Genomic DNA, 13,692 nt, shown 5'->3' on the forward strand with positions numbered 1-13,692 from the left:
ACATTGTATGCAGTTTTAGTTGCGGCGTTCGAACGCCAGCGCTCTACGCTCAACCAGACGCATCAGCAGGGTCAGCAGGCCGTTGACCACCAGGTAAATTAACCCTGCGGCACCAAACACCATCACATCGTAGGTGCGTCCGTACAGCAGCTGTCCGTGGCCCATCACTTCCATCAGGGTGATGGTGTAGGCCAGCGACGTACTCTTGAACACCAGCACCACTTCGTTGGAGTACGAGGAGAGGGCGCGCTTGAAGGCGTACGGCAGCAGGATCGCCAGCGTATCTTTCTTGCTCATCCCCAGCGCACCGCACGACTGCCACTGCCCGTCCGGGATGGCGCGGATGGCGCCGTAGAACAGCTGGGTGGTATAGGCGGCGCTGTTCAGCGACAGGGCCAGCAGGGCGCAGAGCCACGGCTCGGAGAGCAGATGCCACAGCACCGGATACTCCTGCAGCGTCGGGAACTGGCCCGGACCGTAGTAAATCAGGAAGATCTGCACCAGCAGCGGGGTGCCGGTAAAAAGGGTGATGTAGCCGCGCACGATCCACACCAGCACCGGCGTTTTCAGCGTCAGGATGATGGTGAAAATCAACGCCAGAACCAGCGCCACGATAATCGAGGCGACGGTCAGCGTCAGGCTGGTATGCAGCCCTTTCATCAGTTCGGGTAAGTAATCCAGCATCAGCCTGGTCTCCGTTCAAAACGCGTCGCACGCAGGTCAATACGCTTGAGAATGTACTGACTGAGCAACGTGATCACCAGGTAGATAGCCGCCGCCACGATGTACCAGGTAAAAGGCTCCTGGGTACGGGTGGCGATGCTTTTGGTCTGCAGCATCAGGTCGTTAACGCTGATTAAGCTCACCAGCGCCGTATCTTTCAGCAGCACCAGCCACTGGTTGCCGAGCCCCGGCAGGGCATGACGCCACATCTGCGGCATCACCAGACGGAAGAAGATTGCCGTTTTCGACAGCCCCAGCGCCTGACCGGACTCCCATTGACCCACCGGCACCGCTTTCAGCGCGCCGCGCAACGTCTGCGAGGCATAGGCGGAGTAGAGCAGGGAGAGCGCGATCACGCCGCACAGGAACGGGCTGACGTCGAAGTTTTCGATCTGCATCTGAATCGGGATCTGCACTACGCCCAGATTGAGCGTAAAGCCGTCCGACAGCATCAGCAGCAGCTGTGACGAGCCGAAATAGATAAACAGCACCACCAGAATTTCCGGCAGGCCGCGAAGAAGGGTCACCAGTGCTGAGCCGGTCCAGGCGACAGGTCGCCACTTAGCCGACTCCCACACGGCAAAGATCATCGCCAGCACCAGGCCGATGATCAGCGCACAAACGGCAAGGCCGACGGTCATCCCGGCGGCGCTTGCTAATGGAAAAATTTCGTTCATCAGTTCTTACTTCTGGAACCATTTTTTGTAGATGGAATCGTACGTGCCATCTTTCTTCACTTTTTCCAGCGCGGTGTTGAATTTCTGCTGCAGCGCGGTGTTGCCCTGGCGCACGGCAATGCCCAGGCCGGTGCCGAAGTAATCTTTATCCGTCACTTTATCGCCAACCGCAGCCAGCTTGTCGTTGGCCTTCAGCCATTCGGTCACCACCGCGTTGTCACCAAAGACCGCGTCGATACGGCCGTTTTGCAGATCCAGACGGGCGTTCTGGTAGCTGTCGTATGGAACGGTAGTGATTTCCGGGTGCTTATCCATAATGAATTTCTGGTGGGTGGTACCGTTCTGCACGCCCACTTTCTTGCCTTTCAGCGCTTCGATAGAGGCGTATTTACCCTTCTGACCGATGAACAGGGCAGAGTTCTCATAGTACGGAGTACTGAACAGAACCTGCTTTTCACGTTCCGGAGTGATATCCATACCGGCCATCACCGCGTCGATACGGCGGAATTTCAGGCTTGGGATCAGGCTGTCGAAAGACTGGTTCGCAAAGGTACAGGTGGCGTCGATCTCTTTACACAGGGCGTTAGCCAGATCCACATCGAAGCCGACGATCTTGTTGTTGGCATCCATAGACTCAAACGGAGGGTAGGACGCTTCGGTCGCGAAACGAATGGTCTCAGCGGCTGTTGCAGAGAGGCTAACGCTTGCAAGCAGGGCGGCAATCACTATTTTTTTCATTGTCGTTCTCTCGATTCGATTAGTGAGACAGATAATTTCTGAACGCGTCGGTCTGCGGCTGGGCAAAGCAGCTCGCATCCCCTTGCTCTACGATATGACCGTTTTCCATATAGACCACACGACTGGCGGTTTTACGCGCCACTTCCACTTCGTGGGTTACGATCACCTGAGTAATGTTGGTTTCCGCCAGCTCGCGGATGATGCTGACGATCTGGGCGGTGATTTCCGGGTCCAGTGCGGCGGTCGGTTCGTCAAACAGCAGCACGGCAGGCTCCATCATCAGGGCGCGGGCAATGGCCACACGTTGCTGCTGACCGCCGGAGAGGTGCAGCGGATAACGGTCGCTGTACGGCTTCAGGCGCAGGCGTTCCAGCAGCTTCTCGGCACGGGCCAGCGCCTGCTCTTTAGAGAGGCCCAGCACACGGCACGGCGCTTCGATCAGGTTCTGCTGCACGGTGAGGTGCGGCCAGAGATTGTACTGCTGGAAGACCATACCGACGTTCTGACGCAGATCGCGGATCGCTTTTTCAGACGGCGCTTTGGCAAAATTAAAGTGATTACCGGCGATATCCAGAGTACCGGAGCGCGGCATTTCAAGCAGATTGAGGACGCGAAGCAGCGAGCTTTTACCCGCGCCGCTTGGGCCTAACAGCACCAGCGTTTCGCCCTCAGGGCAATTCAGTGTGATGTCGAACAGCGCCTGGTGTGCGCCGTAGAAGCAGTTAATGCCGTTTAGTTGAATACTCATCGGGGCAGTCTTTACTCATCCAGGCAATCTATAGCAATTGAGGCCGCAAATAGTACCGTTGACAGAATAGTTATGCAATATTTATGCGTTAAAAGTTAAATATAAACCGAATCTATCCCTAAACATAGCACAAAGTAGCGAGCGGAGATGGCGACGAGAATAAATGTCGGCATTCCTCACGAAATGCCAGACATTTTGCGGGGTTTTATCTGCTTAACGGTTCTCAATAGACTGGCGCAGGGTGCCGGCCGGGGCGTGGACGCTGCCGCCGAGGTAGCGCACGTCATCAATGGCCCAGCACTGGCCTTCACGGATCATCAGCACTTCATCCTGCCAGCTTTCGCTGCCCTGGGTCAGCTTCACCCGCAGCGGAATATTGCGCGCATCGGTATTGGGGATGGTCGAGGCGCTGGCGACTTCAGCCGTTTGTGGCGCGATGGTGCGGCTGGAGAACGGATCGTCTTTCAGCAGGTTTTTATGCTGCGGATCGCGGCTGGCATCGCTCAGCAGCTGGGCCAGGTTATCGCTCAGGTACGGACGCAGCGCGGTCAAATCGTTGCTGCGGTGCGAAATGCGGTAGTCATAAAACTGTTGTGCCACGGCATCCGGACCGCCGGTAATGCAGCTGCCGCTGCGGGTTCCGATATCCTTAAAGGCCGGGGTGACCGGGGTGGTGCAGGCGCTGAGCAGCAGCGCGCAAGGCACTAAAAGCGTCAAAGCAGAATAGCGCATGTTGATTTCCTTATTAGGCTGCAATAATTAACTAACCTTTAAATGATAGCGTAACGATCGGATAATGGTTTTGTTCTTAAACGCTTAGGACCTGGTTCCCGGCATGTAATAAGGAGACAAATATGCAATTTTCAACCACCCCCACTCTGGAAGGACAGCCGATCAGTGAATATTGCGGCGTGGTGACCGGGGAAGCCATTCTCGGGGCCAATATCTTCCGCGACTTTTTTGCCGGTATCCGCGATATCGTCGGCGGCCGCTCCGGCGCCTATGAGAAAGAGCTGCGCAAAGCCCGTGACATCGCCTTTAAAGAGCTGGGCGAGCAGGCGAAGGCGCTGGGCGCCGATGCCGTGGTAGGTATCGATATCGACTACGAAACCGTCGGCAAAGACGCCAGCATGCTGATGGTCAGCGTCAGCGGTACGGCGGTGAAAACGCGCCGATGAAGCCAGTCCTGGTGCCCGTCCTGCTGGCGCTGCTGCTGGCAGGCTGTGCGACTGAAAAAGGCGTCGTGGATAAAGGCGGCTATGAGCTGGATACCCGGCGTCAGGCCCAGGCGGCTTATCCCCGTATTAAGGTACTGGTGATCCACTACACCGCCGACGACTTTGACAGCTCCCTCGCGACCCTGACCGATAAAAACGTCAGCTCCCACTATTTGATTCCGGCGGTCCCGCCGCAGCACAACGGCAAGCCGCGGATCTGGCAGCTGGTGCCGGAGCGCGATCTGGCCTGGCACGCCGGGGTCAGCTTCTGGCGCGGCGCGACCCGGATTAATGACACCTCAATTGGTATTGAGCTGGAAAACCGTGGCTGGCAAAAAAGCGACGGCCAGAAACGCTTCGTCCCCTTTGAGCCGGCGCAGATCGCCGCCCTGATCCCGCTGGCGAAGGACATTATTCAACGTTACGACATCAAGCCGCAGAACGTGGTGGCCCATGCGGATATCGCCCCGCAGCGCAAAGACGATCCGGGGCCGCTGTTTCCCTGGCAGGCGCTGGCGCATCAGGGAATTGGTGCCTGGCCGGATCCGGCCCGGGTGGCGTTTTACCTGAACGGACAGCCACGTTATCAACCTGCGGATCCGGCCGTATTGCTCGATTTATTATCCCGGTACGGCTACGAGGTACCGGAAAATATATCTTTGGCCCAGCAGAAAAGGGTCATTATGGCGTTTCAAATGCATTTCCGTCCGCAATTATGGAATGGCGTTTCTGATAAAGAAACAATGGCCATTGCCGAAGCCCTACTCGAAAAATACGGTCAGCGATAGCCCCCATAATCAGGGGGTTAACGCCTTTCCTCAATATTCACTTAAGATTAATCTTAAGTTCATTCGGAATTAACTTTAAGTAAATTGACTTAAAAGTACCCACATTTAAGATAGCTCCATAGCTTGCTAAGCAATTCAGCAAATAAATATGGATTGAGACTTACTCTCATCTGAATATATCTTCTTATTTTATCTGGACTCGGTCTCGTATATCCGTTGCGACATCACTTTCGCAGTGGCTCTTTTATCTACAATTAATAACAGGCACAATAATGTTAAGCATATATGGAAAAAACTGTCGTCCGCAGGAAGCGATAGACGCTATTATTGCGGCGACCGCTGAATATCCAGAAAAAACGCTAAAGAAATGGCAGAAAATCATTACCGCGGATGTGAACTACATCCATATCGTCATTAGCGGCGAAGTCGAAATTCGTCGTGTCTCCGATGAGTTAAGTATGTTTACCATGCGCAGCGCGGGTTTTCTGGGTGTCTCATCTGTCTACAATAAAGCGTCGTATATGTATGGTATTGCCCGCGATACGACGGTTATTCGCACCATCAGGAAAGATGAGTTTGAGCGCCTGATCGGTGAGAAAAATCTCTGGCCGCAGTTCAGCCAAATCCTTGTCTGGTATATTGGCCTGCTCAGCAAGCGTGATGATATTCTGGTTGCCCGCAGCGCGTACTCTGTGGTGCGTGAATTTTTGCTGGAAATTAATGAATTAATTATTTACCAGAATCGTGACGTCAACGTTTATGACTATATTCAGGAATATACCAACCTGGCCCGTAGCACGATTATTAAAATCCTCTCAGACCTGAAAAAAGGTCACTATATTGTGGTGGAAAAAGGTAAGCTGAAAAATATTACCAGCCTGCCGGAACGCTACTGAACATCCTGCTTCAGATCTCCATGGGTTAACGCCGATGGAGATTTTTTTTGCCCTGTCGTTGGCCCTTGCGCCGATATGCGCTCGGATCTTAACGTCGTTGTCCGATCGATGAGCCTCTCCCCCGTCAGCGTACCGGATTGCGTCTCGTCAACGGGATCCCCGGGCATTTTTCCCTGCGAATAATCCTCCTGCTGCTCTTTCAGGGCCTGCATAAACCGCGCTTTCAACGAGCCTGACCCGGTTTCGGGCGGCGAGACATGCGTGTCGGGCAAGGGTTCGCTGGAGATATCGCTGTCCGGGGGCTGCTGCCAGTCGGCGCCAGCGTCCATTACCAGCGGATCGCTCTCTGGCAGAGGCGGGGCGTTGACTTCCGCGGCTTCAGGTTGCGGCGCCGGGAAGGGTCTGGAGACGTACACATAATGCATATCGGAGAGCTGAGTATCAGGCTGGGCGACGCTTACCGGTTGCGGTATAGGCGTCGGGTGGCGCAGGTGCCAGTAAAGGTGCGCGTACAGCCCGGCGACCAGCATCGCGCCCAGGCAGCATAAGCTGGTCAGGCTTGTGAAGGCGATCCTGGTCAGCGAGGGGAGGCGATAAGAGAACCAGACCGCCTCACCGGTCTGGAAGCTGCGCTGTGCAGCAAGACAAATCGTGGACATTATTGGGCTTTTCCTTTCGCCAGCGTTTGCGGGGGAGTATCCGTCACCGGCGTTACAATCGCGGGTGTGGTGTTATTAATGCGCATCAGCTGCATTAGCGTCTCTTCGCCGGGCATACCGTCAACGTTGAGCCGGGCGCTGGACTGGAATTCGCGGGTTCGCTTCACCAGCGCCCGGGTCCATGTTTGCGCGTGCGTTTCCGGCTCGTGCAGGGCCTGGCTGAGTTGGGCATCGATCCAGCGCACATCCTCGCTGCTGCTGGCCGCCCCGATTGCCGTTTTCCCCGCCGGGGAAAGACGGTGCAATAACGTATAGTTTCCTGTCGCATGGGTGGTAAACCAGCTGCGCTTCACCTGCCACGTGCGGTTATTCATCAGCAGATCGAGCGAATCTGCACCCACCCGCGCCACCACCGCATAATTCAGGTGATCCCCGGTTTTCAGTTCGCTCACCCAGGGATAGCCCCCTTTCTCCAGCGTGGCGAGCGGCGCATTGCCCTGCTTACAGGCGAGGTTCACCCGGACGGCATTCTGACAGAGCGCCTCTTCTGCGGAAGGATCATAGCCCCACATGGCGTAGAGCTGATGCATGGCGTCCGGCAGGTTGACCACCTCATTGTCCATCTGTGGCTGTACGGGGGCTTGCGGGGCGTGAGTCAACCGCTTCCAGCTCGCAGGTACCGGCGGCTGCACGGGCAGCATGGCGCTGAGAGTGGAGGAGAAATGCCAGCCGCAGGCGGCAAACAGCACGCTGGCAAACAGACCAACCGTTGCCAACGTTTTGCGATGGGTGGGGCGCGGCAGCACTTCACTCGCCGCCAGGCGCAGATGACGTGAGCCTACCGCGGCGGCACGTTCGGTCCAGGCTGCCAGCAGCGACAGGTGCGCCAGCGCGTTCAGTTTGCTGACGGAGCCGTGGCTCAGGGCATGCATGCGGCGCACGCGGGCAGGGCTAAAGGGCGATGTGTCGGCACCATGCTCCAGCGTCTGCGCCTGAACATAGCGCAATGTTTCGCGGCAGGTGAGCGGGCGCAGCGTATGGCGGGTATGCACGCGGGACGCCAGGCCGGAACGGGTCATCAGACGCGCGTCCTGATCGGGCGTGCCGGTCAACACCAGCGTCAGCGGCAGCCCGCACTCCTGCGCGCGTGAAAGCAGCATCCCCAGCGTGTCCCAGCCATTATCCCGCAGCGCCTGAACGGCGGCGATCGTCAGCACCAGGCCGGTTGTTTTGCAAGCGGGGTATTTTTCCTGCCACTGATGCAGCACGGCATCAATGGCGTGCAGCCTGCTTTTGGCCTCTTTTGCGCTGGCGCTGAGTTTATACAGCAGGGCTTTCGCGCTCAGGGTCGGAAAGGCATTAATCGCCACCCCCGCAGGAGAGGTTACCAGTAATTGACCGGTGAAAGCGTTCAGTAGCGTCTCGTCATCGCTGAACAGGGCCGCAATACCGGCAAGGGTCGACTTCTCTGCCAGCATGCCGAAGACATCCTGATGATAAGACGCAAAGAAGTCGCCACAGGCGCGGGTCGCACTCCTGAAGGGCGGGCGGACAAATTTAAAATGACTCTGATACATAACGCTTCACCCTGGTAATTCATATCACTGATATTCAGCCAGGAAAGTACGAGAGGCGACGCAGTGGGTCAATTTTTCCGCAGGAGAAAAATAACCTTTTATAACCGCTTAACACCGGGGTTTTTAAGGGTCAATATTTTTCTGCATTAAAGTTAATGGCAAAGCAGATGGAGCCATCAGGCCGGCATTATTACTATTTTCGGGTGTTACAGGTGCAGCGCCAGGCTGCAAATTCCTGCATTTGCTAAAAGGCCCGTTAAATAATGAAAATGCAGCTCTATTCCCGATTTATTGCGCCCTGCGTGATGTTTGTCTTACTGCTGTTTAGCGGTCATCAGGGATATGTCGTCTTTAAAGCTTATAAAAAAGGCACGGACCCCGTCCCGGATAATGCGCCAGAGCAGCCCCGCACAGGTCAACAGGGACAGACGTTTGCCCTGTTTCAGCCTGCGGTTAATCAGACCACGCCGCAGCAGGCGGAGAAAAAGTCAATTTCGGCTGAGGTTGACGGGATTATCAGCAGCGATGAAGCCTGGCTCTCCTTCGCGGTGATCAAAACGCCTAACGGACAGCAAAGTTACCGCGAAGGCGAGAGTCTCCCGGGCTACAGCGATGCGTGGATTGAAGAGATCAATCCCGACAATGTGGTGGTGAATTATCAGGGGGATCGTCAGGTGCTGGCGTTAAAGCGTCCCGACTATTTTAAAGGGGAGGTAAATCCCTCTCCGGTGCCAAAACCGAAAAACGATGCCGGGGGCGATAATTTACACCTCGACGACTATTTCGTGCTGAAGCCTTATATGGATAAAGGCCAGCTCGGCGGCTATCAAATAAAGCCGAAAAATGCCTCCTCCTTTTTTAGCCATAGCGGGCTGGAAAAGGGGGATGTGGTAGTGAAAGTGAACGCCGTCGATATGACGCGGGCGGAGCAGGCGAAAAGTATTATTGCCAGCTGGTCGAAAATGAGAGAAGCGGAAGTCGTAGTCAGACGCCACGCTCACCTTGAAAATATTCGGGTTAATGTTTTAAACAATTAACAAGTGTAATGTGATGAAGAAATTTCCCTGGGCATGTATCGCGCTGACCGCCGCGTCGTTGATCTCAAATTCAGTGATGGCGGCGAACTTTAGCGCCAGTTTTAAAAATACCGATATCCGAGAATTTATTGATACGGTAAGTCGCAACCTGAATAAAACCATTCTTGTCGATCCCTCCGTGCAGGGAAACGTATCGGTTAAGACCTATAACGTACTGACGGAAGAGGAATATTATCAGTTCTTTCTTAGCGTGCTGGATCTGTACGGCCTGTCGGTGATCCCGATGGATAACGGCATGGTGAAGGTGGTGCGCTCCACGGTGGCGCGCACCGCCGGCGTACCGCTGGCCGACAGCAAAAACCCCGGCAAGGGCGACGAGATCATCACCCGCGTGGTGCGGATGGAAAACGTACCGGTACGGGAGCTGGCCCCGCTGCTGCGCCAGCTGAACGACGCCTCCGGTATCGGCAACGTCGTGCACTTTGAACCGTCCAACGTACTGCTGTTAACGGGTAAAGCCTCGGTGGTCAACCGGCTGGTGGATCTGGTCGGGCGCGTGGATCGCTCCGGCGTGCAGCGTCGCGAAATCGTGCCGCTGCGCTATGCCTCGGCGAAATCGCTCAGCGACATGTTGAACAACCTCAACAACGAAGAGCAGAAAGGGCAGAACGCGCCGCAGCTGACGACCAAAGTGGTGGCCGATGATGAAACCAACAGCCTGATCATCAGCGGCCCGGAAGATGGCCGGGCGCGTACCCGGTCGCTGATTGGCCAGCTCGATCGCGAACAGAATAACGAAGGCAATACCCGCGTCTTCTACCTGAAGTATGCCAGCGCCAGCAAAGTGGTGCCGGTGCTGACCGGGATTGGCGAGCAGCTGAAAGACAAAGCGGGCGCGGCGAAAAGTAAAACCCCGTCCGCCAGCAGCGAGCTGAATATTACCGCGGATGAAGCCACCAACTCGCTGGTGATCACCGCCCAGCCCAACGTCATGAACTCGCTGGAAAAGGTTATCGACAAGCTCGATATCCGCCGCCCACAGGTGCTGGTAGAGGCGATCATTGCTGAAGTGCAGGACGGTAACGGCCTCGACCTCGGCGTGCAGTGGACCGGCAAACACGGCGGGGTGCAGTTTGGCGCCACCGGTCTGCCGATAAGCCAGGTAAAAGCAGGCACCCTGAAGGGCGCCAGCTTTACCGGCATGGCGACCGGCTTCTTTAACGGCGATTTTGGCGCCCTGATGACCGCGCTCTCCACCGACGGTAAAAACGACATCCTGTCGACGCCCAGCGTCGTCACCCTCGATAACAAAGAGGCGTCATTTAACGTCGGTCAGGATGTGCCGGTACTCTCCGGCTCGCAGACCACCAGCGGGGATAACGTCTTTAACTCGGTGGAGCGAAAAACCGTCGGCACCAAGCTGAAGATTGTGCCGCAGATTAACGACGGCGACATCATTCACCTCAAGATTGAGCAGGAAGTCTCCAGCGTTGACGCCAGCGCCACCGAAGATGCGAGCCTCGGCCCAACCTTCAACACCCGTACCATCAATAACGAAGTGATGGTCCACAGCGGGCAGACCGTGGTGCTCGGCGGGCTGATGGAGAACGTCACCAAACAGAACGTCTCGAAGGTGCCGCTGCTGGGGGATATTCCGCTGGTGGGGCAGCTGTTCCGCTATACCTCCCAGGACACCTCGAAGCGCAACCTGATGGTCTTTATTCATACCACTGTTCTGCGCGACGACGACACCTACAGCGCGTCGTCGAAAGAGAAATATGACCAGATCCGCGCCCGTCAGCAGCAGCGGCTGGAAGAGAGCAAGTTCGGCATCGTCGCCCCTGAAGGCAATGCCGTTCTGCCCGACTACCCGGCGATGACAGGCACGGCGACGGTGAAAAGCCGTAACCCCTTTAAAGAGTAAGGACGAGGCGCAACATGGACGAAATGCAACTGAGTCACGATCTCTGCAGCAGTAACTACGCCCGGGAGCACGGGATCCTCTTTTATCAGGGGCAGGTCTGGATGCGCGACGACGCTCCGGCGTTTGCCCTGCTGGAGATGCGCCGGGTGCTGGGGCGATCCTTCTCCCCGACCATTCTGACGGCAGACGCCTTCGACGAAATGCTGGCGAAGGTCTGGCAGCAGAACAGCGGCGTCTCCCAGCAACTGGTGGACGACATGGACGCCGATATCGACCTGCTGGCGTTAACCGAGGAGATCCCCGACAACGAAGATCTGCTGGATAACGACGAAAACTCGCCGGTGATCCGCCTGATCAACGCCATTCTTGGCGAAGCGGTGAAGGACGGCGCGTCAGATATTCATATTGAAACTTTTGAGCGCACCCTGAGCATCCGCTTTCGCGTCGACGGCGTGCTGCGACCGGTGCTGCAACCGGCGCGCAAGCTCGCGCCGCTGCTGGTGTCGCGCATTAAGGTCATGTCGAAGCTCGATATCGCCGAAAAACGCCTGCCGCAGGATGGGCGTATCTCGCTGCGGATCGGGCGCAAGGCCATCGACGTGCGTGTCTCCACCATTCCGTCGCAGTATGGCGAGCGGGTGGTGATGCGTCTGCTGGATAAAAGCAACCTCCAGCCGGACATTAATAAGCTGGGGCTGATCGATCACGAGCTGGCCCAGCTCAAGGCGCTGATTGCCCGTCCGCACGGCATTATCCTGGTCACCGGGCCGACCGGCTCCGGGAAAAGCACCACCCTGTACGCCATCCTGTCGGCGCTGAACGGCCATGAACGCAATGTCCTGACCGTGGAAGATCCGATTGAGTACGAGCTGGAAGGGGTAGGGCAGACCCAGGTTAACCCGCGCGTGGACATGACCTTTGCCCGCGGCCTGCGCGCCATCCTGCGCCAGGATCCGGACGTGGTGATGATCGGCGAGATCCGTGACGGCGAAACCGCGCAGATCGCGGTGCAGGCCTCTCTGACCGGTCACCTGGTGATGTCCACCCTGCACACCAACAGCGCCGCCGGGGCCATTACCCGTCTGCGCGATATGGGGCTGGAGTCCTTTTTAATCGGATCATCGTTGCTCGGTGTCATTGCCCAGCGTCTGGTGCGTCGGCTCTGCACCCACTGCCGCACCACCAGTCCGCTGGATGACAATGAAAAAGCGCTGTTCAGCTTTATGGCCATTACCCCGAAGGCGATCTGGCGCGCGGTGGGCTGTGAGCACTGCCGTCAGAGCGGCTATCAGGGACGTGCGGGGATCCATGAGTTTCTGGTGGTCGACAGCGCCATGCGCCGGGCGATCCACGAAGATAAAGACGAAATGGCGATCGAAACCCAGCTCTTCAAACAGGCGCACAGCCTGCGCGAAAACGGTCTGCTGAAGGTGATCTCCGGCATCACTTCGCTGGAAGAGGTGATGCGCGTCACCGCCGAACGTGGGGGTGAGGAATAATGGCATGGTATGCGTGGACCGCGACCGACGCGGCGGGTAAAACCCGGCGCGGCACCCTGCAGGCCGAGGGGCAAAAGCAGGTGCGTCAGGCGCTGCGCGAGCAAAAGCTGATGCCGCTGACCATTACCCTGACCCGGGAAAAATCCGCTGCCGGCAGCGCACAGAAAGGGATCAAGCTCTCAACGCCGGACCTGTCGATGTTTACCCGCCAGCTGTCGACGCTGGTGAACGCCGCGCTGCCGCTGGAGAGCGCCCTGAAGGCCATTGCCCGGCAGTCGGAGGATAAAAAGCTGGCGGCGATGGTGAGTGACATTCGCGACAAGGTGGTGGAAGGGCATACGCTGTTCGACGCCTTCAGCCAGTTTCCCCGCACCTTCGACAAGCTCTACTGCACCCTGGTGATGGCCGGAGAAAAAACCGGCCACCTCGGCGATGTACTGGAGAAGCTGGCGGAGTACAACGAACAGCGCCAGAAGATGAAAAGTAAGCTCACCCAGGCGATGGTCTACCCGATCACCCTGACGGTGGTAGCCATTGCGGTCATCAGTATTTTGCTGGTAGCGGTGGTGCCGCAGGTGATCGAGCAGTTTACCCATATGAAACAGCAGCTGCCGATGACCACCCGCACGCTGATTGCGGTCAGCGATTTCCTGCAGGCGTACGGCATGATCATTGGCGGAGGGCTGGCGGCGGGCGCGATCGGCTTTAAAGGCTGGCTGAAGAAAACCCGCAATCGCTTCATCTGGCACCGCTGGCTGGTGAAAAACGCCCCGGTTAAAAAGCTGGTTCGCGCCATCAACAGCGCGCGTTACATCCGCACCCTGAGCATATTGCAGGCCAGTAGCGTTCCGCTTCTGGAGGGGATGTATATCGCGATGGACGGGATTGAAAACCTCTATGCCCGCCAGGTGCTGGAGCAGGCGGCGGATACCGTGCGCCAGGGGGCATCGCTCTGTTCCGCCCTGGAGCAGGCGCAGTTCTTCCCCCCCACCATGCTGTATATGATTGCCTCCGGCGAAGAGAGCGGTGAATTAGGCAACTTAATGGATCGCGCCGCCGAAAATCAGGAATCGGGATTACAGCATCGTATTACCTTAACGCTGTCGGTATTTGAACCGGCGCTGGTGGTCTCCATGGCGACCATTGTTCTCTTTATTGTGATGTCAATATTACAGCCGCTTCTGCAACTTAATAACATGGTAGGTTAAA

General features: G+C 56.8%; 14 protein-coding genes. 7 read left to right on the forward strand and 7 right to left on the reverse strand.

All coding sequences use genetic code 11. From position 1 onward, the window contains the following. Nucleotides 1–15: 15 nt before the first annotated feature. From artM to ACP4QI_RS06940, 5 genes are all read right to left on the reverse strand, one after another. Complete coding sequence (gene artM / locus ACP4QI_RS06920; protein WP_142488861.1) at nt 16–684, reverse strand: arginine ABC transporter permease ArtM; 669 nt, start codon at nt 682–684, stop codon at nt 16–18. Next, nucleotides 684–1,400, reverse strand: a complete 717-nt coding sequence (gene artQ / locus ACP4QI_RS06925) for an arginine ABC transporter permease ArtQ (RefSeq protein WP_032617286.1) — start codon at nt 1,398–1,400, stop codon at nt 684–686. Before artQ ends, artM begins: the two co-directional genes overlap by 1 nt. Before the next feature lie 6 nt (nt 1,401–1,406). Beyond that, nucleotides 1,407–2,138, reverse strand: a complete 732-nt coding sequence (gene artI, locus ACP4QI_RS06930; RefSeq protein WP_142488862.1) for an arginine ABC transporter substrate-binding protein ArtI — start codon at nt 2,136–2,138, stop codon at nt 1,407–1,409. Nucleotides 2,139–2,157: 19 nt separating this feature from the next. After that, nucleotides 2,158–2,886 (reverse strand): arginine ABC transporter ATP-binding protein ArtP, encoded by a 729-nt coding sequence (gene artP, locus ACP4QI_RS06935; RefSeq protein ID WP_059308406.1) that lies wholly within the window; start codon nt 2,884–2,886, stop codon nt 2,158–2,160. 213 nt (nt 2,887–3,099) lie between these two features. Continuing rightward, on the reverse strand, nt 3,100–3,618 hold the full coding sequence (locus ACP4QI_RS06940) for a lipoprotein (protein ID WP_142488863.1): 519 nt from the start codon (nt 3,616–3,618) through the stop codon (nt 3,100–3,102). Between the two features lie 122 nt (nt 3,619–3,740). Between ACP4QI_RS06940 and ACP4QI_RS06945 the strand changes: the two genes are divergently transcribed. From ACP4QI_RS06945 to ACP4QI_RS06955, 3 genes are all read left to right on the forward strand, one after another. Beyond that, nucleotides 3,741–4,064, forward strand: coding sequence for a heavy metal-binding domain-containing protein (locus tag ACP4QI_RS06945; RefSeq protein ID WP_032617291.1), 324 nt, complete (start codon nt 3,741–3,743; stop codon nt 4,062–4,064). After that, complete coding sequence (locus ACP4QI_RS06950) at nt 4,061–4,891, forward strand: N-acetylmuramoyl-L-alanine amidase (protein WP_426494996.1); 831 nt, start codon at nt 4,061–4,063, stop codon at nt 4,889–4,891. The genes ACP4QI_RS06945 and ACP4QI_RS06950 overlap by 4 nt, the downstream gene beginning before the upstream one ends. A 272-nt stretch (nt 4,892–5,163) precedes the next feature. Next, the gene (locus ACP4QI_RS06955) at nt 5,164–5,787 is read left to right on the forward strand and encodes a helix-turn-helix domain-containing protein (protein ID WP_426494995.1); all 624 of its coding nucleotides are present in this window, start codon (nt 5,164–5,166) and stop codon (nt 5,785–5,787) included. Here the strand turns inward: ACP4QI_RS06955 and ACP4QI_RS06960 are convergent. Both ACP4QI_RS06960 and ACP4QI_RS06965 read right to left on the reverse strand, forming a co-directional pair. Continuing rightward, nucleotides 5,781–6,446 carry a hypothetical protein gene (locus ACP4QI_RS06960; RefSeq protein ID WP_426494994.1) on the reverse strand — a complete coding sequence of 222 codons (666 nt, stop codon included), beginning with the start codon at nt 6,444–6,446 and terminating at the stop codon, nt 5,781–5,783. The genes ACP4QI_RS06955 and ACP4QI_RS06960 overlap by 7 nt on opposite strands. Next, the gene (locus tag ACP4QI_RS06965) at nt 6,446–8,023 is read right to left on the reverse strand and encodes an ExeA family protein (protein WP_426494993.1); all 1,578 of its coding nucleotides are present in this window, start codon (nt 8,021–8,023) and stop codon (nt 6,446–6,448) included. Before ACP4QI_RS06965 ends, ACP4QI_RS06960 begins: the two co-directional genes overlap by 1 nt. 263 nt (nt 8,024–8,286) lie before the next feature. On the opposite strand from ACP4QI_RS06965, the gene gspC reads away from it, so the two are divergent. From gspC to gspF, 4 genes are read left to right on the forward strand one after another with little or no spacing between them, the layout of a single operon-like run. Then, nucleotides 8,287–9,060: a type II secretion system protein GspC gene (gspC, locus tag ACP4QI_RS06970; protein ID WP_231312772.1), complete on the forward strand. Its 774-nt coding sequence runs from the start codon at nt 8,287–8,289 to the stop codon at nt 9,058–9,060. Nucleotides 9,061–9,073: 13 nt separating this feature from the next. Beyond that, a complete protein-coding gene (gene gspD, locus ACP4QI_RS06975) occupies nt 9,074–10,984 on the forward strand; it encodes a type II secretion system secretin GspD (protein ID WP_231312771.1) in 1,911 nt (636 codons plus the stop codon). A gap of 23 nt (nt 10,985–11,007) precedes the next feature. Next, nucleotides 11,008–12,483 (forward strand): type II secretion system ATPase GspE, encoded by a 1,476-nt coding sequence (gspE, locus tag ACP4QI_RS06980; protein ID WP_370462894.1) that lies wholly within the window; start codon nt 11,008–11,010, stop codon nt 12,481–12,483. Then, nucleotides 12,483–13,691, forward strand: coding sequence for a type II secretion system inner membrane protein GspF (gene gspF, locus ACP4QI_RS06985; RefSeq protein ID WP_426494992.1), 1,209 nt, complete (start codon nt 12,483–12,485; stop codon nt 13,689–13,691). The genes gspE and gspF overlap by 1 nt, the downstream gene beginning before the upstream one ends. Nucleotide 13,692 lies beyond the last annotated feature (1 nt).

Origin of the sequence: Leclercia sp. TB492, assembly GCF_049974505.2 — a bacterium.
Classification (GTDB): domain Bacteria; phylum Pseudomonadota; class Gammaproteobacteria; order Enterobacterales; family Enterobacteriaceae; genus Enterobacter; species Enterobacter adecarboxylatus_C.